Source organism: Streptomyces sp. RKAG337 (genome assembly GCF_023701715.1).
Classification (GTDB): Bacteria; Actinomycetota; Actinomycetes; order Streptomycetales; family Streptomycetaceae; genus Actinacidiphila.
In genome coordinates, this window is the sequence record NZ_JAJOZA010000001.1 from 665369 (window position 1) to 690582 (window position 25214).

Below are 25214 nucleotides of genomic sequence, written 5' to 3' on the forward strand. Positions count from 1 at the left end.
CCGGGGCCGTCGTACGTCTCAGCTGCCCGCACCACCGGGCGGCGAGGAGAGCGAGTCGAGCGGGAACCGGGCGCCGCCGGTCCCCTCCCGGCACCGGTCGGCGGCCAGCGCCCCGGCCAGACCGGGCAGTTGCGCCCACGCGCCCTGCTGCAGCCGCTGCTGGTCGACCTGCTCCTGACGCGTGTTCCGCAGCTCTTCCCCGAGCCGCCGGTGCGTCTGCTGCCACTCGTCCCGGGCAGCGGCGGCCCAGGTGACCGCGGCGGCAGCGGTCTGCTCCTCGTCGAGGGCCGCGCTCAACCGTTCCCCGGCGGCGGTCAGCCGCTCCTGGAGCTCCGCGACCGTGCCGGCCGCGTGCTCGGCGGTCTCCCGCGCCGCCTCGGCCACCCCGCGCGCGATGTCCCGTTCCACCCGGGCCGTGTCCCGCGCGGCCTCCGCGGCGGACACGGCCTCCGGGCCGGGACCGGCCTGCGGCCCCGCCGTCCCGTCCGCGCCGGAGGCCGCCGGCCGGCTCCTCCCGGCCTCCTCGCGGGCCCGACGCGCCGCCTGCTCCGCCGCCTCCCGGGCCCGGTGCAGCGCCTGTTCCGCCTCCGCGAGCCGCTCCTCGGCCCGCGTGACGGCCTCGTCCCGCCGGTCCGCCGCCCGTTGGGCCTCGGCCCGGAACCGCTCGGCCTCGGCCATCCGGTCGGCGAGGGACTGCCAGGCGGTCCGTGCCGCGGTGAGCGCCCCGGCCGCGGTGGTGTGCGCGGCGGTCGCGGCGGTCAACGCCGCTTGCGTCGTGGCCAGTTCCTCGGCGGCATGGGATTCGCGCGGACGCAGCTCGGCCTCGTGGCCGGCCGCGTCCGCTTCCGCGGCGGCCGCGTCGGTGGCGGTGACCACCGCCGTACGCAGCCGGTTCCAGGTGTCGGTGGTGGCCGGGGTGAGGTCGGCGAGCCTTCCGTCGGCGGTGAACGGCCAGAACCTCAGTCCCGTTCTGCCGCGCAGCACCAGTTCCACCGGACGGCCCGCCGCCTGGGCGGTCCGCGAGCCCACGTACAGGGCGCGGGACAGCCGGCGGCCGGCCGGGTCGGCACCGAGGTCGAGCCAGAGCTGGGCTCCGCTCTCCCCGCCCGACAGCTCCCCGGCCAGCACCGCGGGCAGTTCGGTGACCGGGTGCCTCGTCCAGTCCCGCAGCACGGCGTCCGGCTGCCGGGCGAGCATCGACGGAAGGTCGTAGACCCGTGAGGCGGTGCGCGGCCCGATCACCCCGTGGCCGAGCAGGTCCCGCTCGAAGAGCCGGACGACGGCGCTGCCGGTGACGTACCGGGTGCCTTCCGGTCCGGTGACCGTGACCACCGCGTCCACCATCGTCTCGTAACTGCGGGTGTTGGCTCCCGTCGCGGAGCGGGCGGGGTTACCGGTCTTGAACCGGTCCCGCTGCGCGGCCGAGACCGAGGAACCACTGGTGCGGGTGACCGGCTGCCGGGTCAGCAGCGGGGTGGTGAAGCCGACCACGTGCCGGTTCGACCGGTTGCCGCTCTGGGTGAACTGGTAGCCGATGCCTGCCGCCGAGCCCACGGCCGAGGAGCTGCTGGAGGAGCTCGCGGGGCGCCGCAGCCGGTCCACGGCGACGTCCTCGGCGTCGGTGACCGGCCGCGGGTTGTGCAGCGTCACGTGGAGTACGGGGGTCTCCTCGGGATCGCTCCCGGTGGGCCAGGCCCCGGGCATCGTGGAGGCCGGTCCGGCCGTGGCGGACAGGTCGACGCTGATCCGCCCGGCCTGCACGAGTTCCCCGAACCGGGCCGCCGCGGCATCCGGCGGTGTGTCCGCCGACCAGTCCAGGGCGCCCGCGATACCCGGCGCCACCGTCCGCAAGGCCTCGGCGAGCTGCGGCAGGCCGTTGAATCCGAGCACCGGTGTCGGACCGGTGGGCAGCAGTGCGGGCCCGGCGGTGAAGGGCCGCCCGTCGACCGGCAGCGGTCCGTGCGGCACGGCCGCCCGGGGATCGGTGTGCGTGATGCGGGGCCGCACCGGCGGATCGTGCGGGCGCGGTGCGACGGCTTCAGCGGCGATGAACCGGAGGGCCACCGCCGCCGGGACCCGGACCTCGCGGGCGGGCCGGCCGCGCACCATCCGGGCCAGCCGCTGCGCGAGCCCGCTGCCGTCCCGTGCGGTCAGGGACACCCAGCCGTTCTCCAGGAAGCCGCCGACCATGTCCGGCGGCCAGTCCCAGATCAGTTCGGAGCGGACGGAGCCGGTGAAGGTGTACCCGATGTCGTCGAAGTCGGCGGAGTTGCCGGTCCGCGTCCAGTGCCGGTCGTCGGCGGAGGAGTCGGTGCGCGAGGTGCGGCCGCGGGTCACGGAGGCGGACAGCACCGGGCCGGTCCGGTCGGTGCGGCCCGCACTCGCGCCCGGGCGGGCGTACCGGGAGATCGGGGTGGCCGTCACCTGGAGCGTCCGGCTGATCCCCTGGGACTCCGCGCTGTTGTCCGGCGCGTGGATGCCCACCACCTCCACGCCGGCCCCGCCGCCCGCGGGGCGCCCGAGCATCCGGCGCAGGGCCGGGGTCTGGGCTTCGGGGCGGGCGTTCAGGGTGACCTCCACCAGCCGGGTGCCGCCCATCGTGGCGTACCGGAACCACAGCCGGACCGTGCCCCGCGCGGGCAGCGCGCGCACCGCGGCCGGCGCGGTCAGGTCGGCGATGCGAGTGGCCACCCCCGGCAGGTACGCGGCGTTTCCCGGACGGGTCACGCCGGGCGCTTCCCGCTCCACCAGCGCCAGCAGCTCGCGGTGCAGCCGGTCGCGGCTCTCGTTGCGCCGCACCGGGTCGTCGAGCTGGGTGACGGACAGCACGCTGCCGGCTCCGAGCTCGCGGGTGCGGGCGAAGTGGTCAGGCAGCGGCACCGTGGGGGCCGGCAGCACCGGCCGGGGCAGGCCGGGCACGTGCGCGAACCAGCGTGCGAAACGGCCCAGTTGGCTGGTGGCCAGGGTGAACTGCACGGCACGGGGCAGGTCGATGGCGACCGTGATGCCGTCCCGGCTGCCCAGACCCACGAAGTTGCCGAAGAAGTTCCGGGTGCCGTGCCGCAGCGTCACCAGCAGGGTGGCGTCGGCGGTGATCAGATGCTGGTCGCCGGACTCCACCGGCACCCGCACGACCGAGGTGCCCGCGGAGCGCTCGCTCACGGCCTCGGTACGGCTGCTGCCCGCGACCCGCAGGCCCGGGTTGGCCTGCGAGGCCCGCGGCGGCGGGCCGCCGACGGGCGGGGTGGGCACCGCCTGGAGCGCGGTGAGTCCTCCCCCGAACTGATGGGACGTGGCGACGGAGCGCTGCTGGGCGGACGCGTCGCTCACGGTCAGGTCGGTCTTGCCCTGGCTGCGGAAGGAGCCGCCGTGCGTGGCGTGGTGCAGGTAGCCGGTGATCTCCAGGGACAGTTCCTGGTCGGCGCCGAGTCCGGGCAGGACCAGGCCCTCGATGAGATAGGAGCCGTTGAAGATCTGCTGCGCGCGGGCGAGCAGGTTGGCGACCCGCACGTGCTGGTTCAGGACCTCGCCGGCGAAAGCGCCCTGGTTCCCGGCGGCGGGGCCGGCCAGGTACTCGCCCAGCCAGGTGCCGGGTGCCGTCACCAGGTCGGGCATCCGGCCGCTGAACGTGTGGAGTCGGCGGCCCAACGCGCCGGCGGGCGGGTGGCCAGGGTAGGTACCGGTGACGAGCTGCCGGAACGCCTCCCGCAGGGCGGCGCTGCCGCGGAAGGTGTCCACGAGCGCATCGTCGGGGAGCCGGATCAGCCCCGGCTGCGGCTGTCCTGCGGCGTCCGTGAGGCCGGACCGCACGGTGTCGTCCTGCGGTCCGCCGTCGGTGCGCGGCGTGCGGATGACGTCCAGGGTGGGCGGCGGCACGATCCGGCCCTGCGCCGGGAGCGTGCGGTGCTGCGGCACGGCCAGCGTGACGTGGCCTGCGACGGTCGGCTGCCTCGCCGGGGCGGCCGGGAGGCCCAGCGGCCCGGTCGGCGCGGGCCGGGCCTCGCCGGGCGCGGCAGGCGAAGCCGGATCGGAAGCGGGATCGGCGAAGCGCACCAGCGGGTCCTCGGCGGCGCCCTCGTAGAGGTTCAGCGCGAACCGGGCCGGGACGGCGAAGAGTTCGGTGCTGCCGCTGACCGTGCTGGTGAGCTGGTCCGTCACCGCGGATCCGGCGGTCGCGGAACTCGAGCGCTGCGCGCCCCGGACGTACTCGCCGGTGGAGTCCAGCGCCCAACCGCCGTCCGCCAGTGCCCAGCGGGGACCGCCCCCGCCACCCACCGTGCCGCCGACCTGGGTGCCGCTCTGCCGGGTGCCGCGCGCCTCGTGGGAGCTGAATCCCGTGATCCGGACGTCCGGCAGATGCCGGGTGTGCACGGCGGGCGGTGTGCCCACCTCACCGGGGCGTGGGGTCCGGTCCCGGGCGGCGGTGAAGCGCAGTTGGACGCGGCGGCTGCCGCTCAGGTGGCCCGGCAGCTCGAACCAGACGGGCCGGCCGCCCTCGACGGCGTCCGGCAGAGCGGCGGCCTGGCCCAGCCTGGAGCGCAGTTGCTCGAACCGCCGCAGATTGGCCAGCTGGGACTGCACCCGCGGCTCGTTCACCGTGTAGCCGTGTTCCCGCGGCGGCAGGAATCCCTCCTGTCGCAGCCATTCCTCCGCCCTCCGGAACATCTGCTCCGTGCCGTTGACGGCGACGGGCACGGCGGAGAAGCCGATGCTTTCGAGGTGTTCCAGGTGGCCGGGGAGCCCGCGCAGCTCGTTCGGCCCGGGAGCCCGGCCGTTGGCGACACCGCGCGGCAGCAGCCGCAGCTGGACGCCCTCCCGCCACGGACCGTAGGAGCGGGTGATCTCGCCGCCGCCCGGGCGGACGAGCGTGATCCGGTACGTGACGTCCCCCGGGATCAGCAGATGGTTGCTGTCCGTGTAGAGGCCGTGCATCAACGATGCCTTGTTGCTGGTGTTCAGCGCGTCGTTGGACTGCCAGGAGACGCCGGCCTTGGCGTAGACGCCACCGCCCGTGCGGGTGGCGGCGGACGGGTGGCCGGGCGCGTGGTCGGACGTGAACGACGGCCCGCCGCTGCCGTCGAGCCCGATGCCGTTGGTGAGCCGCGCCGAGCGGTCCACGCCGGAGGAGTAGGTGAGCCAGGACTCCAGCCGGAACTGGCCGTCCGGGGTCTGGGCACTCGCGTCCCCCGGCCGCACGGTGGCGGCGAGCCGGAGCACGCCGAGCGCGTTGCCGCTGTCGTCCAGCAGCACGGGCGAGTACACGCCGCGGTCCCGCTGCATCGGGAGGGAGGCGCGCAGCATCCTTTCGGCGAGGAACTCCTCCAGCTCGCGCCGGGAGTCCGCGCCCAGGTTGTGCAGGGCGGCGAAGGCGTCGTCGTCGAGCACCTGGTCCAGCAGCCTGCCCGGTTCGGCGACGGCGTCCACGCCCCACAGGGGGAGGTCGTCCAGCCCGGCGGGCTCCGGCAGCGGGCCGCCGGCGCCGCCGTGGTCGAAGGCCCGGTGCTCGGAGAACCAGACGGTCAGCGGCCCGTGGCCCCGCTCGGCGCCCCAGGTGTCCCCCGGCGCGTTCCGGTCGGTGTCCACCCGTACCTGCCACCGGCCGGTGAAGTCGACGGCGTGCTCGGGGTCGTTGGCGCGCTCCATGGTCGTGGTGGTGACGCCCTCGCTGACCGTGGTGGACTGCGTGAGTTGATGGTGCGTCAGGTTCAGGGTGAGCGCCCCGTCGAACCAGCGCAGTGGCCCGGCGGGTCCGTTGTAGATCCCGGTCCACGGGATCGGGACCGTCCGCAGCGTGCCGGAGCTCTCGCCCGCGGAGGAGGCCTGTCCGCCGTCGCCCTGTCGCTCCGACTTCGTCGTGCGCGGTACCTCGCCCAGGGTTCCCTGGCGCGTGGCATGCCGCGGATCGGTCAGGCGCAGCCGGACGTCGACGGTGTGCTCCGTGCCGTCCACGGTGACCGTGACGCGATGCCCGCGCGAGCTCCGCACATAAGCCAGATGCATGGCGATCTCGGGAGAGCTGAGCTGCTCGGCGAGCTGCCCTCGCACCGCTGCCTCGGCGGCGCCGGGCGCCACGCCCAGGGCGGTCAGCACCTGCTGGTGGAGCGCGGCGAGTACGTCCTCGGGAACGGGCTCGTGGGGCACCAGCCCGACGAGGCCGTCGTGCCGGGCGCCGTAGTCGCGGACGTAGGGCGACAGGGCGCGGGGCGCGGCGGCGGCGCTCTCTGGGGCCACGGGGGCTCTTCCGGACCCGGACCCGGACCCGGAGCCCGACCCGGACCCGGACCCGGAGCCCGACCCGGAGCCGGACCCGGAGCCCGACCCGCCACCGCTGCCGCTGCTGCTACCGCTGCCGACTGCTGTGGCTTCGCGGGAGCTGTCTTCGCCGGGATCGTGGGCGGCGGGGACGAGGGCGTTCTCGGGGGCGGGCGCGGCGGTTGTCGTGGTGGTGGGGGCCGGCGAGGTCTCCGGTACGGGAGGCGGGTTCTCCGTCGCGGCGGCGGCCGGAGTGGGCGTCACCGGCCGGGGGTCGGGGCCGAAGAAGACCGCGGGCCGCGCCGGGCTGGAGGCTGCGGCCTGACTGGCCACGGGGGTGGCCGGGGGCGACCCGACGGCGCTCCGGGCCGTTCCCGGGGTCACGGTCGATGGCGCGGCGGAGGACGTACCGCCCCGGGTGGACCCTGAGGTCTCGTCCGCGCTCTCCTGGCGGGGGCGCCGGGCCTGCTCGGCCGCGGTTACGGGTTCGGTCGCCACCCAGCGGGCGGTGTAGGGCCCGGGCCGCTCCTGCTGGAGGAGGACGACAGGGCGTCCGTCGGCGGGTCCGACCGTCCAGGGGGCGCCGGACGGCGACAGTACGGTGATCCGCAGCCGCAGCCCGGGCGCCGCGACCGCGAGGGTCAGCCAGTCCGAGGAGGCCGGGCCGCTCCCGGTCCGCACCCCGCGGACGATCTCGTCCGCACTGCCCCCGGCAGCCGTTCCGGGCAGCAGCGGTGCGCCGTCCGGCCCGTTCGGCACCGTCCCCGGGGACAACAGCCCGCGCGCGGCGGGCTCCCTGCCCAGGTCGGCCGCGAGCGCGTCGGCGAGTTGGGCGCGCAGCTCCGCCGGAGCGGCGGGGCGGCTCTGACCGACGACCTGCCCGCTCTCCTTCGGCGCTACGGCGATCAGCGCGTTCGCCAGCGCGTCTCCGTCGGCGGGGATGTACACCGGGAAGAGTCCGTGCTCGGCGAGTTGGGCCTCCACGCCTGCCGGTTGGTGCTCCGAGGCGGCGGGTGTCTCCGTCGTGGGGGGCACGTGAGTGACCGGTGTCTGGGTGGCCGGGGTCTGGGTGGCCGGCTCTTCCAGCATGGTCGCGGTCGTCGGGGGCGCCGGGCGCGCCGTTGCGGACGACGTGCCTGCGGCGGCGGGGGCCGGCTGTGCCACCGGGCCGCCGACCGGAGGGAGTCCGCGTTGCCGGCGGGCGTCGTTGTAGAGCTCGAGGGACAGCTCCGCCAGAGTGTTGTGCTCCTCCTCGATGGTGTCCTCGGTCGACTGGGCCGACGCGTAGGGCCGGGTCTCCACCCGGACGACCGACGGCACGATACGCGGATTCCCGCTCCCGTCCTCCGGGTTACTGTCCAGCACACCGAAATGGGAACGGATCCTCAGCGCCTGATACTGACTGATGACCTGAGCAGGGGCCGCGAGGAGCAGGTTGTCGAGGTAGTGCTGGATCGTCGCCTCCTTGTGGAAGCGCAGCGGCCGGTTCAGCAGACCTTCGGTCGTTCCCATGTCGGCGCGGAGGGTTCCCTCGAACTCGCCCGCGAGCCAACCGGCGTCGCTCTCCAGGAACGCGCGCGGCACCTCACCCAGCCCGGCCCGGACCGCCTGCAGGGACTCCCTGGAGGCGGCCGCCGTGAAGTCCTTCGCCCGGGGACGCCCCGGTTCGGTGTCCCGAACCGCCGCTGCGACCTGTGTGTACGCAAGGACAAGGGCACCCACGGCCTCATCGGCGTCCCACCCATCCACCTGACCCGCCAGATCGGGGCGCGCGGCCAGCCACTGCTGGAAGCGGGGAACGACAGCACGCCCGAAGCGCAGCGCCCCCTGCAGATCCTGGTGGGCGATCTGCACCGGCTCGGACTCACGCCGCATGCGAGCGCCGACGTGCTCGAGGAACCGGATCACCCCGCTCAGCGGAGTCGTCGCGGTGTGGTGCACGAGGATCGTCTCCCCGGCGTTGGCCCCCTCACCCCGCACCGGCAGATCCTCCGCATCCACCGCGACCTGGAAGCCCTCCGACGCCGGGAAGATCCGCCCCAGAGTGGCACCCGAAGGTGCCGACGCGAGCAGCACCCGCACCCTGCGGAACGCGGCCAACACCTCCGACCGCTCAGCCCGCCCGTCGAAGTGCCCCCGCACCAGCCCACGCGCCGGCCTGGACACCACCTCCAGAACAGCCATGGCGCCCACCCGGTCCAAGGTGATGGCCAACCGCCCGGGAAGCACCACGACATCGCCGTAGGACAACAGGTCCTCCCCCGCGGGCACCCCCACCCGGAACCGGTGCAGCTCCGCCTCGAAACCACTCGCGGGCGCAAAACCCTCCACCTCGACCGAAGCGGTCGCGCCGGCAACGGACGCGGACGCGGTCGCCGACTGCCCGGCCGACACTGCGGCACCCCGCGCCGAGGCGGCTTCCCGTGCCGCGCCCTGCGCGGAGCTCTCACCGTGCGCCGCGGGCCGACGGGACGCGTCGAGCCGGCCCTGGACGGCGGCCTGCAGCTGCGCGACCGCCGGCCAGCGGCTGCTCGCCGGCGACTTGCCCGCCTGCCACGTCTGGACAGCGGCGAGCACCCGGTTCAGGGCCGGGGCGCCGGGGTCGTGCTGCAGTTGCCGTACCGCCTTGTCGATGGCCCGCAGGGGGCCGGACCGGATCTGGTTGGGTACCGCCGACATCTGCTCCCAGTCCCGGATCGGGTCCCCGGTCCCGGTCCCCGGCGCCGGACGGACCTCTTCCGGGGCGAGGGGCGCGGAGGACCCCTGGTCCGGGACGGAGCTCTCCTGTGTGTCCGTGACCGGCGGCATCGGGGTATGGGGCTGAGGCCGCAGTTCCTGCTCGGCCCGGTCCCACAGCGCCCGGAAGCCGGCCCAGGTCTCGTTCTCGGCCTGCACCGCGGTGACGGGGTTCGCCCGGGCCCTCTTCTCCTGCGGCGGACCGTAGAGCCGCTCCAGCAGGGGCAGCAGGCCGGGCTCGTACGTCCGCACCCAGTCCGCGCCGTTGTTACGGAGTGCCCCGGTGTACGGGTCGGTGCCGGTGTTCGTGCCCAGGTAGGCGTTGCTGAGCTGGGCGAAGTACTCGTGCTCGTCGCGGGAGGAGTAATTGGCACCGGCGCGGACGCCGGAGGGGTCGCGCAGCGGACCGTCCGGCCAGTGCGCGGCCGTGCCCTGGTCCACCGTGGCCCGGTAGGCGCCCGCGATGATCGCACGGTCCGCCGCGCTCAGACCACGCTCATGGATCGCGTGCGCGAACTCGTGGGTGGTCGTGGAGTAGCCGTCCGGGTAGACACCGTCGCCCGGCACCCCGGTGGTCTCGCCCAGCAGGTTCTCCTCGGTGGCCGCGACCTGGCCGTTGTGGAGGATGCCGCGCAGGGATTCGAGGGGCCGTCCCTCGATGCGGGTGCCGCGCAGTGCGGCGAACGGGCCGAGCGCGGTCATCGGGACGTCCCGGGGGACGACGATGATCCGGGTGCCTCCGGTCAGCAGGCGCGCGGCCACCTTGGGGTCGGCGAGCATGCCGGCGATCCGGTCCTGCGCCTCCTGCCGGGCGGAGACCGGCTGTTCGACCCCCTCGGGCACCCGTACCAGGAGCTGGGCGGCCGTGTCCGCGAAGGCGGCGGGCGGCAGGTGGTCCCGCAGGCCGGTGACCAGTCCTTCGTCGGCGGCCAGCACGTCCAGCTGGGCCGCTGGCAGCAGCGTTAGTTCCCGGGACCGTTCCTCGGCCGTCATCCCGGGCAGCCGGGTGGCGAGGTCGGAGAGGGGAGCCGGGAGCGCGCGGGCGGATGTCTCCGTCGTGGGCGGCACGTGGGTGGCGGGCTGTTCCAGCACGGTCGTGGTCGTCGGGGGCGCCGGTCGCGCCGTTCCTGACGACGTGCCCGCGGCGGGGGCCGGTTGTGCCAGCGGGCCGCCGACCGGAGGGAGTCCGTGTTGCCGGCGGGCGTCGTTGTAGAGCTCGAGGGACAGCTCCGCCAGAGTGTTGTGCTCCTGCTCGATGGTGTCCTCGGTCGACTGGGCCGACGCATAGGGCCGGGTCTCCACCCGGACGACCGACGGCACGATACGCGGAGTCCCGCTCCCGTCCTCCGGGTTGCTGTCCAGCACACCGAAGTGGGAACGGATCCTCAGCGCCTGATACTGGTCGACGAGCCGCTCCGGAACCGCGCGGAGCAGGTTGTCGAGGTAGTTCCCGATCGTCGCCTCGTTGTAGAAGTGCAGCGGCCGGTTCAGCAAACCCTCGGTCGTTCCTATGTCGGCGCGAAGAGTGCGCTCGAACTCGCCCGCGAGCCAACCGGCGTCGCTCTCCAGGAACACCCTCGGCACCACGCCCAGCCCGGCCCGGACCGCCTGCAAGGACTCCCGGGAAGCGCCCGCCGTGAAGTCCTTCGCCCGGGCACGCCCCGGCTCGGTGTCCCGAACCGCCGCAGCGACCTGCGTGTACCCGAGGACCAGTGCGCCGGACACCTCATCGGCGTCCCACGCATTCACCTGCCCCGCCAGATCCGGCCGCCCGGCCAGCCACTGCTGGAAGCGGGGAACGACAGCACGCCCGAAGCGCAGCGCCCCCTGCAGATCCTGGTGGGCGATCTGCACCGGCTCGGACTCACGCCGCATGCGAACGCCGACATGCTCGAGGAACCGGATCACCCCGCTCAGCGGAGTCGTCGCGGTGTGATGGACCAGAATCGTCTCCCCAGCGTTGGCCCGGCCACCCCGCACCGGCAGATCCTCCGCATCCACCGCGACCTGGAAACCCTCCGACGCCGAGAAGATCCGCCCCAGCGTCGCACCCGGCACCGCTGCATCCAGCAGCACCCGCACCCTACGGAACGCAGCCAACACCTCCGACCGCTCGGCCCGACCGTCGGAATGTCCCCGAACGAGTCCACGCGCCGGATCGGACACCACCTCCAGGACGGCCGTGTCTCCTACCCGGTCCAAGGTGATCTTCAGCAGCCCGGGAAGCACCACGACATCGCCGTAGGACAACAGGTCCTCCCCCGCGGGCACCCCCACCCGGAACCGATGCAGCTCCGCCTCGAAACCACTCGCAGGCGCAAAACCCTCCACCTCGACCGGACGCGGCCCCGCAGGGACCACCGCCGGTGCCGGGCCCGCGTGCCCCTGCGCGGACGACCCGGCCTGCACGGAGGATCCGGCCGGTGCGCTGGGACCGGCCTGCGCGCCGGGGCGCGGCGGGTTCACCGCATCCAGCCGACCGCGCACTGCGGCCTCGAGCTGCCCGACCGCCGCCCAACGACTGCTCGCCGGCGACTTCTCGTTCTGCCACGTCCGGACAGCGGCGAGCACCTGCTCCAGATCACGCCGGCCGGCGGCCGGGCCCAGCCGCCGCACCGCTTCGTCGATACCGCGCAGCGCGCCGGAGCGCCGCTGCCCGGAAACGGCCGAGATCTGCTCCCAGTCCCGGACCGGGTCCACGCTCGCCCGACCGGACGGCGGTGCCAGGTGGGTGCCCTGCGGGAGCTGCACCGATGCCTGCTCGACGGGGGGCGGGACGAGGGAGCCCAACAGGGCTGTCGCGGGCAGATGTCCGCCCCGCAGGTGCTCGGCCGCGACCAGCTCGATGACCTCCTCCACCCGTGGCACCACACCCAGCGGGTTGTCGCCCGGCGCCACGTGACCGATCCGGTCCAGCACCGCGTCCGCGGCCCATTGGAGGGAGGTTTCCCGCCGCTCCTCAGGCACTGAGGAGTCGTCGAGCCGCGCCCGCGCCGTGTCGATGTCGAACCGCGCCGCGCCCGGGTGACGGGAGGCCGAGGTGCCCCCGGACGAGGTGCCGTCCGTCGCCGGTGCCGACGGCTCCACGGGTCCGGACGAGGTACTGCCCGAAGTACTGCCCGAGGTGGCCGTGGCCCCCGAACCGGACGGTGCCGCAATGGGGTTGGCGGGCCGCGCACCTGCCACGGTGGGCGCCCCACCAGTTCCTGCGGTCGGTACGGTGGGGATGGTGGGGGCCGTGGCTGCGGTGGGTGCGATGGGTGCGGTAGGTGCGCTAGGTGCGACGGCACCGGCCGGAGCGGTCGTGACCGGCACGGACGCCGCCGGAGACACCGGGGCGACCGGAGACACGGGAGTGACCGGGGCGACCGGGGCGACCGGCGGAACTGTGCCCTCGCTGCTGTCCGGGCCGCTCGCGGTGTTGGCGGCGGGAGGGGTCGCCGAGGACTGCGCTCCGCGCTGCGTGGTACCACCGGATTCGGTCGGTGCAGACGATCCCAACGGCGCGGTCCCGGACGGGGACACCGAAGTGGTCCCGTCGTCCCCGGGCCGCGTCACGGAGGCAGGGCGGCCCGTGTCGGCGCCCGGCTGCTCGGCCGGACGTCCGCCCGGAACCGGCAGGCCGCTCTGTGGGACGGGGGCACCTTCCGTGTCGCCCCCGCGCGCGCCGCCGGCCGGTGCCGACGGCTCCGGCAGGCCGGGCTGCGTCGGAGTCGGGCGCGCTCCGCCGTTCCCCTCGGAAGCGCCCTCGGTCCGGGCCGGGCCGGAGGACGTGGCCCCGGACGGGCCCGGATCGGGTGTGCCCTGGGCGGCCTTCGGCGCGGAGGTCTCCGCGGGCCCCGCGGCAGCGGACGAGGATGAGGACGAAGGTCCGCCGTCCCCAGTGGTTCTGTCGCCTGCCCCGGGGCCGGGCCGGGAGCCGGGCGGCTGCGTCTCGACGTAGGTGCTGCTGCCCTCGTTGGCGCGGAGGTTCCCGCCGCCCTCCCCGGTTCCGCGGCTACCGCCGGGCGTGCCGCCGGAGGTGTCGCCGAGGGTGGCCGGGCGGTCGTAGCCGGGTCCCGAACGCGTCGGGGGCTTGGCGCCACCGCTGTCGGGGATCCCCTCCCCGGGACGGTTCCCGCCGCTCGGGCGCGGCTGCGCGGTGCCGTGCGGGTCGGCCGGTGGTGTGCCGAGGTTCTGCCCGCGGCCCTCGAACGGGTCCGCGGGCGTCGGGGCACCGGACTGCTGCGTGCTGCCAGCGGCCTCAGCGGGCGGGCGATTGGTGTCCGTCGCGGGGTAGTCGTAGCCCCGGCCGCCGGCGGACGTGTCCGCCGCCCCAGGGCCGCCGGACGACGAGCCCTTGGCGGGCTGCGGTTCGGGGGTGCCGTGCGGGTTCCCCTGCGGACCGCCCAACCGCTGTCCTGGGCCGGCGAACACGTCGGAACCGGCCGGGTTGGCCGGCTTCACCGCGGCGGGCGGCTGCCCCCCACCACTGGGCTCCGGAGTCCCGTGCGGGTTCGCCTGCGGACCACCCAACCGCTGACCCGCCCCCGCGAACGGATCCGTCCCACCGGAACCACTCGGCTTCGGGCTTCCCTCCTCAGGCGCCGGCTTCGGCTCCGGCGTCCCGTGCGGATTCGCCTGCGGACCGCCCAACCGCTGGCCCGGGCCGGCGAACACGTCAGAGCCGGCCGGATTGGCCGGCTTCACCGCGGTCGGCGCCTGCCCACCACCACTCGGCTCCGGCGTTCCGTGCGGATTCCTCGGCGCACCGCCCAACCGCTGACCCGGCCCCGCGAACACCTCAGAGCCGGCCGGGTTCGCCGGCTTGCCCGTGACCGGCGGCTGCCCGCCACCACTCGGCTCCGCTGTCCCGTGCGGGTTCGCCTGCGGACCACCCAACCGCTGACCCGGCCCCGCGAACACCTCGGAACCGGCCGGGTTGCCCGGACGGGACTCCGGGCTCGCCGGGGAACCGCCGGAATGCTGCGGGGTGGCTGCGCCCAGCTCCGGGCTGTGGGGAGCCGGGGAGCCGCCGGTCCCGCCGGCGTTGGAGCGCCCGCCGACCGGCGGCGGTGTGCTGGTGGCGGGGCTCTCGCTCCGCGCACCGGGGTTGGGCGCGGTGACGCCATCGGTGTGGCCCGCGCCGGGTCCGCTGTTGGTGGGATGCGACGGGTTGGCGGACACGCCGCCGCCCTTCAGGTCGAGCGGGCCGGGGGCGAGGGCGCCGTCCCCCTTGCCCAGGGCGCCGGGGCTGGGGGCCGCGTGGTCGCCGCCGGACAGCCGCGGCGGCGGGGTGACGTGCGGGCCGCCGCCGATCATCGCGGGGTTGGAGCCGAGCCCGGGGGTCGCCTCTCCTCGGGGAGTGGGCGTCGGGACGCCGCCCTCGGGGGCCCGGGCGGGGGTGGTCGGGCTCGGCTTGTAGCGGAAGCCGGAGAAGGCGCCGAAGCCGCCGCCCAGGATCGCGCCCAGGCCCATGCTCCACGCTTCGGCGCCCCAGTCGACGTCATAGTCGGTGCCCGCGATGGCGGCGCCCGCCTCCCCTACGGCGACGTCGATGCCGAGGTTGAGGGCGGCGCCGGTCGCGGCGCCGCCGAGGCCGCCGGCGATCGCGGTGCCGACGGTGCCCAGGCGGGCGGCCAGCTGGGCGAGCACCGGGATCAGCCGGCTCAGCAGTGAGCTGATCATCGTCAACAGGCCACTGAGCAGCGGCCCGACGAACAGGAAGGCCAGGCCGAGGAGGGCGCCGATGAGGTTGGCCCACATGGAGGCGTTGATCTTCTTCGCGTACTCGTCGGCGGCCTTGTGCAGCTCGTCCGCGTAGCGCTGGATGGTCTGGCCGATCGTCCAGGCGGTCTCGGCGGCTTCGTCGATGGTCTTGCCGAGAGCCTCGTCCCATGCCCGGTGCGCCTGGTCGCCGGCGGCGCCGGTCATGCCGAGGCCGCCCAGGTGGCCGCCGACGGCGACCCTGCGCTCGTGGAGCTCGTCGCCGAGCCGGATCCACGCGTTGGCCAGCTCGATCATGTCGTCGATGCTGATGGTGTCGAGTACGGAATCCGCGCTTGCCATGATGTGGGCCGCCCTCCCTGGGCGCTGTGCTGCTGTCTAGGCTCGGGTGTTGACGGTCCGGGCCGTTTCGGAACCGGGGACGGCCGGTACGGGACCGGCAACGGCCGGTACGGAGCCGCCGGAGGCGGCCGGGGGCGCGTCGCGTTCGTCCAGCGCGATCTGCACGAGCATCGGTTCGGCGCTGCGCCGCACCAGCAGACCCCGGCCGGGCTTACGGGGGCGGGCTCGCTGGTCGCCGATGAGTGCGCCTTCGCGGTGGTCGCCGGAGAGCAGCAGGCCGTCGGTGCCGATCTCCTTGAGCTTGCTGAGCAGCGGGTCCGACATGAGGGCGCGGCCGGCGCCGCCGACGCGGCGGGCCAGCACCAGGTGGAAGCCCAGTTCGTCGGCCTGCGGGATGAACTCGGCCAGGGCGGCGAGCGGTCCGCGGCCCATGCTGCCGGAGGCGAGGTCGTAGTCGTCGGCCACGACGTAGAGCTCCGGTCCCTGCCACCAGTCGCGCTCGGCGAGCTGGGCGGTGGTGAGATCGGCCGGGGGGATACGCGAGCGCAGCATCTCGGCGAGGGCCTGCGCCTGCGCGGTGACCAGGTCGGCGTTGCCGCCGCGGGCGCCGATGTATTCCTCGGGCACCAGGTCCAGCAGGCTGTGCCGGTGGTCGACGACCATGAAGCGCACCTCGCGCGCGGAGTACCGGGCGGCCATGCCGCGCATCCAGCTGCGCAGGAAGGCGGTCTTGCCGGAGCCGGAGTCGCCGAAGACGGTGAAGTGCGGGGCGCCGGAGGTCAGGTCGAGGCCGACGGTGCGCAGGTCGGACTCGCGCAGCCCGATGGGGACCTCGTGCTCGCCGAGGCCGGCCCCGTGGCTCTCCCAGCGCTCGGCGGGTGACGGCTGGGCGGCGGTCGCCAGTTCGCGGACGGTGATCCGCTCCGGCAGCACGCGCAGCGCCGGGGCCGCCGACTTCCGCCAGCGCTCGGCGATCCGGCGGACCAGCGCCTGCTCGGCGTCGGCGAGCCCGTCCATGCCGTCCGCGCCGTCGAGCCGGGGCAGCGCGACGTGGTAGGTGAGGCCGGGCGAGGCGAGTCCGCGCCCGGGGATGCTCTGTCCCAGTCCGCGGGCGGCGGGGCGGCTGATCTCGGACTCGGACGGGTCGTTGAGGCGCAGTTCGAGACGGCCGGGGATGTTGTCGCGCAGGTTGACGCGGATCTCCGCCCAGCGGTTGGCGGTCAGCCACAGGTGGACGCCGACGCCGAGGCCGCGGGTGGCGATCTCGGTGAGGGTCTCCACGGCGCTCTCGTCCGCGGCGTGCAGGGCGGCCCAGTTGTCGACGACGAGCACGATGTCCGCGGCGCGCACGCCCTCGGGCAGCTCGCCCCGGACGCGCCGGGTGCGCAGGTCGGCGGCGGACTGGATGCGCAGGTCGCGGAACATCTGCTCGCGTGCGGTGACCAGGCGGCCGACCTCGGCCAGCACCCGGCCCACCCGTTCCTCGTCGCGGCGCCCGGCGACGCCGGCCACGTGGGGTGCGTCGGCCAGCCCGTGCAGCGCGCCACCGCCCATGTCGACGGCGTAGAACTGCAGCTCGTCGGGGGTGTGGGTGAGCATGGCGCTGAGCATCGCGGTGCGCAGGAAGGTGGACTTGCCGCTCTGCGGTGCCCCGACCAGGGCCAGGTGCCCCTGCCGTCCGGTCAGGTCCAGCACCAGGGGGCGCTGTTCCTGGCGGGCGGGCACGTCGAGGACGCCGACGGGGACCTTCAGCTCTCCCGCGAAGGGCCACTGGGCGCAGCGCAGGCCGAGGTCCGGGTCCGCCTCGGGCTCGCCGAGCAGCGGGTCGAGGGGGAAGTGCGCCGGCAGTGGCGGCAGCCACACCTGGTGTCCCGGGGTGTCCTTGTTCAGCAGGCGTTCGACGGCGATCTGGAGTTCGGTGTCGCCCGCGTCCGGGTCCCACTCCCAGGCGGCCGGCTCGCTCTCCTCGGCGGTGAGCGGGGCGAGGTCGCCGAGCACCGCGTAGGGCACCGGTTCCACGGCGGGGCCCGGCGCCTCGGAGTCGTGTTCGCGGTAGGGCGCGGAGACGTGGGCGACGCGGAAGCGCTCGTAGACGGACTCGTCCACCTTGAGGTAGGCGGAGCCGGGGATGGCGGGCAGCGTGTAGGCGTCGGAGGTGCCGATGACGGCGCGGGACTCGGCGGCGCTGAAGGTGCGCAGGCAGATCCGGTACGACAGATGCGACTCCAGGCCGCGCAGCCGGCCTTCCTCCAGCCGCTGGGTGGCCAGCAGCAGGTGCATGCCCAGGGAGCGGCCGACGCGGCCGATCTGCACGAACAGGTCGATGAAGTCAGGGCGCTGGGAGAGGAGTTCGCCGAACTCGTCCACGACGATCAGCAGGTACGGCAGCGGCTCCAGCGGTTTGCCGTGCACATCGGTGCCGCCGGCGGCCTGGCGGAGCTGGTACTCGCGCACCGAGTCGACGTTGCCGGCCTCGCGCAGCATCCGCTGGCGGCGCTGCTGTTCGCCCTGCAGGGCCTGCCGCATCCGGTCGACCAGTGCGAGATCGTCCGCGAGGTTGGTGATCAGGCCGGAGACGTGCGGCAGTTCGGTGACGCCCGCGAAGGTGGCGCCGCCCTTGAAGTCGACCAGGACGAAGGCCAGGTGCTCGGGCGCGTGCACCATGGCCATGCCGGTGACCAGGGTGCGCAGCAGTTCGCTCTTGCCGGACCCGGTGGCGCCGACGACCAGGCCGTGCGGGCCGATGCCGCCCTGTGCGGACTCCTTGAGGTCCAGGGAGAGGGGTTCGCCGGTGCCGGTCACCCCGATCGGGATGCTGAGCAGGTCCTTGCGGTCCGGGGCGCGCCGGGAGGTGGCCGGGTCGAAGGCCGCGATGTCGGGGAAGCCGAGCATGCCGGAGAGGGAGACGTGCTCGGAGAGCACCTGGTCGCGCTCGCCGGACAGCCGGAGCGGGGCCAGCGAGCGGGCGGTCGCCTCCCGGACGGCGGGCACGGTCTCGTCGGCCACGGCCTTCTCGACCGGCGCGTGCAGGCCGGGGGCGCGGCCTTCCAGGACGAGGCCGCCGCGCGCGTCGGTGCGGGCGCGTACGTCCACCCGGCCCGGTTCCGAGCCCTCCTCCTCGACCAGGCACACCACGTGCAGGCCCAGTTCGGGCCCGGCCTCGGTGAGCAGGTCGGACAGCAGCGCCGCACGGGTCCAGGGCGCCTGGGGGTCGTAGTCGTCGAGGAAGACGACGAGGTGGCGGCGGGCGCCGGTGTCCCGCTGGGTGACGATGCGGCTGCTCCGCTCGGCACGCGCGGCGACGGCCTGGTCCAGCGTGCTCTGCAGGTGGTCCTGGAGCCCGGCCAGGTCATCGGCCAGCAGCGGGACGAGCTCCTGCTCGCGCAACCGCGCGTCCTGGTCCGGCTGCTGGGCGTGCGGCAGCCATTTCACCCAGTCCCAGGCGGAGTCGCCGCCGGTGACGACGGCGACGCGCACGTCGTCGGGGGCGTGCAGCACCGACAGCTGGAGCAGCAGCGACTGGGCGAGCTCGCGGGTGCGCGGGCGCGGGCCGAGCAGGCTGACGACGCCGGCGCCGCGCAGGTCCAGCCAGGCGGCCTGGTCCTCGACGGTGCCATGGGTGCGGACGAGTTCGGCGGCGGCGTGCTGGGAGCGGGTGTCCACTTCGACGGTGGGGTCGTTCTGGGCCGGCATGTGCAGCCCGTGCGCGGCGGGTGCCGCGCCGACGCCCACCCGCAGCCGCAGGAAGTCCGCGTCGCCGGGCCGGCGTTCCCACACCCGGCGGCGGCGGGTGGCGATGGCCCACAAGCGGTCGGGGTGCGGGTGGAGCCAGGCGTCCGCCGCGCGCTGGGCGGCGCCGTCGTGCATCGCCTGCTTGCGGACGCCCGCCAGGTACTCCGAGTAGCGCTCGCGCTGCCGGTACTGGTTGCGTCGCCGGCTGCCGCGCAGCTGCATGCGCACGCCGATGGTGATGCCGACCGACACCACGACGAAGGCGATGCCGAGCAGGATCATCCACGCCTTGCCGTAGGCGACCATGTAGGCGGCCATGCTGATGCTGGACAGCAGCGGCAGCAGGATCATCAGCCAGCCCGCCGCCCCTTGCTGCTGCGGGCGTTGGGGCGGGGTGGCCAGTGTCGTCCTGCCGTCCGGCATCGGCGGGGGCGTCATGCGGACGGGGCGGTGGAAGGGTATGCGACTCACGGGGGCTGCCTACTGACGGGGCTGAGGGGGCCGGCGGGCGAAGGGGGGCGGGGCGGCGGTCAGCCGAAGGTCATGGTGATCGCCGTCTTGTTGGTGTCGGTGACCGGCTCGGGCGGGGTGTCCTTGGGCGGATCGCTCTTGCCGTCACCGGGCGCCAGGGCCTGGCGGAACTCCGAGAACGCCTTGGCGATGGCGTCCTCGGCCGTGCTGAAGTTGCCTGAGGCCATGCCGACGCCGTCGGCGAGGGTGGTCAGGACGCCCTTCTTCGGGTCGTCCTTGGTACCGAACAGTTCGGTGGTCACCCGCACCCAGTCCTGGGCGACCTCGTCGGCGTCCCTGGCGGACCGGCCCTCCCAGGTGAGCCGGAGCCCGTCGAGCGTCGCCTTGACCCGGGTGAGGCTGTCGGCGACGTCCTGCGCGAGGTTCTTCAGCTGGGTGGCGGTGGTGTGCATGCCGCTCGGGGAGACGTCGATGACGGAGACGTCGTAGTCGGCCTGGCCGTGGTCAGCCATGGGTCACCTTCCTCTGAAGTCCCGCGAGGGCGCGGGGTGTTGTGGTGAACGGCGCGGTCCCGCCGCGATGCTGACAATTCCTCATATAAGTGGTAAACCTGGCGGAGGTTCCATGGGGCCACTGCCGCCCCGTACACCGCGCCGCCCGGCCGACGGACCGCGAAGCCGGCGCGACGCTGCCGAGGGAGACACCGTGACCGACCCGATCAACTCGCAGTACGACACGACGCCACTGCCCGCCGCGGAAGGGGGCGACGACCAGAGTGAGCCGGGGGCGGACCACGGCAAGGACCTCAGCGGTCTGGTGCCGAACGACAAGGTCGCCTGGGGCGAGCCGCCGTCCTTCAACGACGACCCGCAGAAGATCCCGTCCGACTCCGGCACCGAGGGCCCCACCCCCGGGGACCCGTCCGGGGACCTGAGGATCGACCTGAGCGCCATGCGCACCACGGAGCGGTCGCTGCTCACCGAGAGCCGCGCCGCGGTGGCCACGTACGAGGAGGTCCGCGCCAAGGTCCTGGCGAAGAAGGACACCGTCTTCGGCCAGGGCGCGAAGTCGCAGGGGTACTACTCGAACCGGCTGAACCATGACGGCTACATCTATGTCAACGGCAAGGACAACCCGTTCGCGCCGGCCGGCGAGCAGTTCGCCGCCGACATGAACCCGGCGATGGAGCGGGCGCTGCTGCAGGCGGGCATGGCGCTGGAGAAGCTGGGCGAGTACATCGCCCTCATCAACCACTCCGGTCAGGTCTACGCGCACACCGACCGGGAGTGCCGCTTCCCGGACCCGCCCGCGACACACTGAGACGGCCGCCGCGGACCTCGGCTCAGGCACTCCGCTGCCCGTCGCTGAGGTTCGCGTAGTTGGCGGTCTCCGCCTTGTGGTAGTTCCAGTAGCTGGTGGTCATCCGGGAGACGATGTCCGCCAGCAGGTGCTCCAGGTCGTGCTGCGCCGTGTGGAACCAGGACGTGATCTCGTCGAACGTGGCGTAGGACGGGCTGGACCAGTCGGTGCCGACCTCCTTCATCCTGGAGTCGACCGAGGCCATGGTCGTGGAGATGGCCGCGGCCTCGCGTTTGACCGCGCCGATCGCGTCATGCAGTGCCGCGAGGTCGGCCTGCCACTGCTCTGGAGTCGGTTGTTCCGCCATCTGCGGGGCACCTGCCTTTCACCACGTCCGAAGTCCCATCACGCCGCACGTCCGCGGTCCGGTCCCGCCGTACGGTCGGTACGGTCGTCCCGTTCCGCGCCGCCGGCGGTCACGACGCCTCCCCCGGCGGGAGGTCCGCGGGCAGCAGCGCGGTGAGCAGCTCCGGGCCCGCCGCGGCCAGGTCGGCGGTGCTCAGGCACAGCTCGGCCACCCGCTGTGCGTGCCGTTCGGTCATCAGCTGGAAGACCTGCCGGGCGCTGCGCCCGTTGCCGAACTGCTCCCCGCGCGGCAGGGTCTCGAAGTAGCCGTGCAGTGCCTCGGTGGTCTCGGGCACGACGGTGTACTCGTGGCTGTCGGCCTGGTGCTCCACGATCCGCACCAGTTCCGCGGAGGAGTAGTCCTCGAAGCGGAGGGTGCGGGTGAAGCGGGAGGCCAGGCCCGCGTTGGACTCCAGCAGCCGGTTCATCCCACCCGGGTAGCCCGCCACGATGACGACCACCTCGTCACGGTGGTCCTCCATCAGCTTCACCAGCGTCGAGACGGCCTCCGCGCCGAAGTCCATCTGGTTTCCCTGCGGCACCAGTGAGTACGCCTCGTCGATGAAGAGCACCCCGCCCAGCGCCCGCCGGAAGACGGCGGTGGTTCTGGGCGCGGTGTGTCCGACGTACTCGCCGACCAGGTCGCCCCGGTCCGCCTCCACCAGGTGGCCGCGGCTGAGCAGTCCGAGGGCGGCCAGGAAGCCGCCGTAGAGCCGGGCGACGGTGGTCTTGCCGGTACCGGGGTTGCCGGCGAAGACCAGGTGGCGGTTGAGCGGCGGCGCCGAGAGCCCCGCGGCCTGCCGGATGGTGACCATCTGCATCAGCTTCGTGAGGGTCACCACGTCGCGCTTGACCCCGTCGAGACCGACGAGCCGGTCCAACTCCACGTGCAGGGCGGCGAGTTTCTCCCCGGCCTGTCCGGCGTCGTCGCCGGACGCGTCCTGGTCACGCGCACCGCCACCGGCCGCCCCGCCGGCCGGACCCGCGGCGTGCGCGACGGCGGGCACAGCGGTGCGCCGCTCCCGCTCCCCCGCGGGCGCCAGCGTGGGCAGTACCGGCTCGGAGACGCCCTCCACCCGGCAGTCCTCGGCCGTCACCTCCGCCTCCTCGTCCCGCAGCAGGTCCTGTTCCGTCCCGTCGACGGTGCAGCGGCGCAGCAGGACGCGGGAGCGGGCTCCCGCGTAGACGGCGGGGAAGCGGCTGCCGGTGAAGCGGCAGTCCTCGTAGCGGCCTTCGCCGCCCTCTTCGACGAACAGCCCGTTCTTGGCGGCCGATGCGACCGTCGTGCCGTGCATCCGGGGCCGGGCTCCGGCCCGGACGACGATGCCGCTGCCCGCCGTGTCGCGGATCGCGCCGCCGTCCACCACGGCCGTGCTGCCCTCCTCCAGCAGCAGACCGGCGGTGCCGCTGGCGGTGATCGTCACGTTCTCCAGCCGGGCTCCGGTGTCCCGGCCGATCCGCACCCCGGTCTCCGCGGTGCCGGTGATCTCGCAGTCGGCCAGCAGCGGACGGTGCGAGGTGCGCAGCCGCACCCCTTCCCTGGTGCCGCTGATCCGGCAGCCGCGCAGCGCGGCGTCGCCGCCCTCCACGGACACCCCGGCCAGCTCGGCGCCGGTCACCTCGCAGTCGTCCGCGAGCAGTTCGGCCCGCTCGGTCACCCGCATCCCGTACTCGGCGCTGTCGGTGACGGTGCAGCCGCGCACCCGGGCGCGGGCTCCGCCGCCCAGGTGCAGGGCGCTGTAGGCGGTGTCGCGCACGGTGCAGCCGGTGAGCGACACGTCGGCCTCGTCGACCGCGTACAGCCCGTTGGCCGCGGTGCGGGCGAAGGTGGAGTCGTGCGCGGTGACCGTGCCCGAGCCGCTGACGACGAGCGCGGTGTCCTCGCAGTCCACCGCCCGCACCGCCGTCAGCTCCGCGGCGGCCTGGGCGGTGACCAGCACCGCGGCGCCCGAGGTGTGGTGCACATGGCACGCGTCCAGCAGGACGGCGCTGCCGCCGTCCGCCAGCACTCCGGCCCCGGCGGTGCGGAAGATCTCGCAACCGCGCAGCCGCACACCCTGGGTACCGCGGGTGGTGCGGGGCTCGACCCCACGGGGGAGGGCCGAGCCCCTGCTCTGGGGGTGCGGGTCGCTCTCCCGCACCGGGTTGTCGTCGGCCGTACCGCGGCCCGCCGTGCCGCGCAGCCAGACGCCCGGGCCGCCCGTCCCGTGCAGCCGGCACTCGCGGAGCGTGGCGCCCGCGTGTCCCTCCGCGAAGACGGCGGCGCCACCGCTGCCGCGTATCTCGCAGCGGGTCAGGGTCACGTGGGCGCCGGCGGTCAGCACGACGCCGCGCCCGGTCACTCCGTCCAGCACCGCGTCGGTCAGCTCGGCCCGCGCCTCGTCGCCGGCCACCAGACCGTCCCCGTCGCAGCCACCGACGGTCAGGCCCTCCAGCGTCGTGCGGCTGGTGCCGGTGAGCCAGAGGGCCGCGCCCTCGGTCCGCAGCACCGAGCAGCCGGTCAGCAGCGGTGCCGCCGCTCCGGTGACCTCGACGCGGCCGCCGGTGATCTCGCAGTCCCGCAGCACCGGTTCGCCGCCGCGCAGCAGCACGGCCGCCTCGCGGGGCGCGGTGCCGGACAGGACGAAGCCGCGCAGTTCGGCGCGGCCGGCGTGCACGGTCACGGCCGGGCCCCGGGCGGCGACCAGCCGCACCTCGCCCTTGGCGACCAGGCTGACGTCCTTGTCGAGCACGACGCTCTCGATGTACGTGCCGGCCTGGACGGTGATCAGGGCGCCCGGCCGGGCTCCCCGCACCGCCGCACCGATGGTGCGGTGCGCGCCCCAACTGCCGGGCGCCACCCGCTGTGCGGCCGCCTTCACCGCGGGCCTCCCGCCGTGCCCCGGGCCCGCACGCGGCGGCCGGTCACAGACCGCTCCCCAGGTTGGCCAGCCAGCCGTAGAGGCCGAAGACGCCGACGGCCAGCGGCAGACCGGCTACCGCGAGGAAGGTGGCCACCGCCGACGGCCATGTGGGGCGCTCCTGCTCGACGGGGCGCAGCGCGGCACCGAAGGCGAGGAACAGACCGCAGCCGACCAGCACCAGACCGGCGGCGAACGCGGCGAGCGGCCCGGCGGCGCGGGAGTCGAAGAGGTACTCGGGCAGCCGGATCGCCAGCGCCAGCAACCCGGCGACTCCGGCTCCCAGTTGGGGCAGCACGGCGGCCGGCAGCCGCACCGAGCCTGCCTGGAGCAGCAGCCCGACGCTCACCACGGCGACCAGGGCGAGCGCGTACACACCCCGGGAGGCGCTCAGGACCAGCAGCGCGGTGGTGAGCACCGTCGCGGTCAGCACGCTGAGCAGAATCAGCAGCGCGTTGCCGCGGCGCACGACGGCGGCCACGTCCGCACTGGCCATGGCCGGCCTGCCGGTGTCCGGTCCGGTGGGAACGAGTACCGCGATCTGGCTGGTCACCCGGGGCAGCAGACCGGCCACCAGGTACAGCGTCAGGGCCAGCACGGCGGCCGAGCCGGTGCGGCCCGCGTGCAGCGCGGTCAGCGGCACCACGCACAACGCGGTGATGGCCGTGACCAGTTGGAGGACGACGGTGGACGGCGCCGGCAGCGCCACCAGCCCGGCGAGCGCGCCGAGCCCGGCGCCGGCCGCGACCAGCACCGGGGTGGCCACCGGCCCGTGCAGGGGCGCGCCCAGTCCGGCGCAGGCCAGCAGCGGGCAGGCCGCCAGCGCCAGGAGCTGGCGTACCGCGCCCGGCAGCGGCCAGTTCTTGCGGGTCGCGTACCAGGCGAGCAGCGCCGACGCCAGCGCGGCGAAGACGAAGAGCGGCACGGCGGGACCGGCCGACCGGCGCGCCCCCAGCCATCCCGCGGCGACGACGGTCACCAGCAGGCCTGCCCCCAGCACCGCCTGGGCGCGAAGCCGGGCGCTCCACACACCGCCCTGCTCACGCGCCGCGGTGACCTGTTCGTCCAGGTCGGTGACGGTCAGCTCGCCCCACTCGCCGTCCCGGTGGTCGCGCAGGTAGAGCGTGGCACCGTCCACGATGCCCGCGGCCGCCAGCGAGTCGCCGGGGGCCAGCGGGGAACCCCCGGACTCGGCCAGCGACCAGACGGGAGGCATCGCTTCGGACTCGGGCTGACCGCACAGCGCGGCGAGCCGAGGGGCGTACTCGGCGATCGGGGCCTGCGCCGGGAGGGCGAGGTCGACGCGCCTGCGTTCACCGACCACGGTGACCCGGCAGCGTTCATCGGGCACGGACGATTCCTTCGGTGGTG

Annotated in this window: 7 protein-coding genes; 1 reads left to right on the forward strand and 6 read right to left on the reverse strand. The window is 74.7% G+C overall.

Annotated elements, in window-relative coordinates; genetic code table 11:
* Positions 1-18: 18 nt before the first annotated feature.
* The 3 genes from LNW73_RS02825 to LNW73_RS02835 are packed head-to-tail and all read right to left on the reverse strand — an operon-like array spanning position 19 to position 19751.
* Positions 19-15036, reverse strand: a complete 15018-nt coding sequence (locus LNW73_RS02825) for a hypothetical protein (protein ID WP_250993135.1) — start codon at positions 15034-15036, stop codon at positions 19-21.
* Between the two features lie 36 nt (positions 15037-15072).
* A complete protein-coding gene (eccCa, locus tag LNW73_RS02830) occupies positions 15073-19239 on the reverse strand; it encodes a type VII secretion protein EccCa (protein ID WP_250988730.1) in 4167 nt (1388 codons plus the stop codon).
* Between the two features lie 59 nt (positions 19240-19298).
* Positions 19299-19751 carry a WXG100 family type VII secretion target gene (locus LNW73_RS02835; protein ID WP_250988731.1) on the reverse strand — a complete coding sequence of 151 codons (453 nt, stop codon included), beginning with the start codon at positions 19749-19751 and terminating at the stop codon, positions 19299-19301.
* Between the two features lie 193 nt (positions 19752-19944).
* Between LNW73_RS02835 and LNW73_RS02840 the strand changes: the two genes are divergently transcribed.
* The gene (locus tag LNW73_RS02840; RefSeq protein WP_250988732.1) at positions 19945-20559 is read left to right on the forward strand and encodes a hypothetical protein; all 615 of its coding nucleotides are present in this window, start codon (positions 19945-19947) and stop codon (positions 20557-20559) included.
* Positions 20560-20581: 22 nt separating this feature from the next.
* Here LNW73_RS02840 and LNW73_RS02845 read toward each other — a convergent pair whose 3' ends face one another.
* From LNW73_RS02845 to LNW73_RS02855, 3 genes are all read right to left on the reverse strand, one after another.
* The gene (locus tag LNW73_RS02845; RefSeq protein WP_250988733.1) at positions 20582-20905 is read right to left on the reverse strand and encodes a WXG100 family type VII secretion target; all 324 of its coding nucleotides are present in this window, start codon (positions 20903-20905) and stop codon (positions 20582-20584) included.
* 109 nt (positions 20906-21014) lie between these two features.
* Positions 21015-23804, reverse strand: coding sequence for a right-handed parallel beta-helix repeat-containing protein (locus tag LNW73_RS02850; protein ID WP_250988734.1), 2790 nt, complete (start codon positions 23802-23804; stop codon positions 21015-21017).
* Positions 23805-23847: 43 nt separating this feature from the next.
* Positions 23848-25194, reverse strand: a complete 1347-nt coding sequence (locus LNW73_RS02855) for an EsaB/YukD family protein (protein WP_250988735.1) — start codon at positions 25192-25194, stop codon at positions 23848-23850.
* Between the last annotated feature and the right edge of the window lie 20 nt (positions 25195-25214).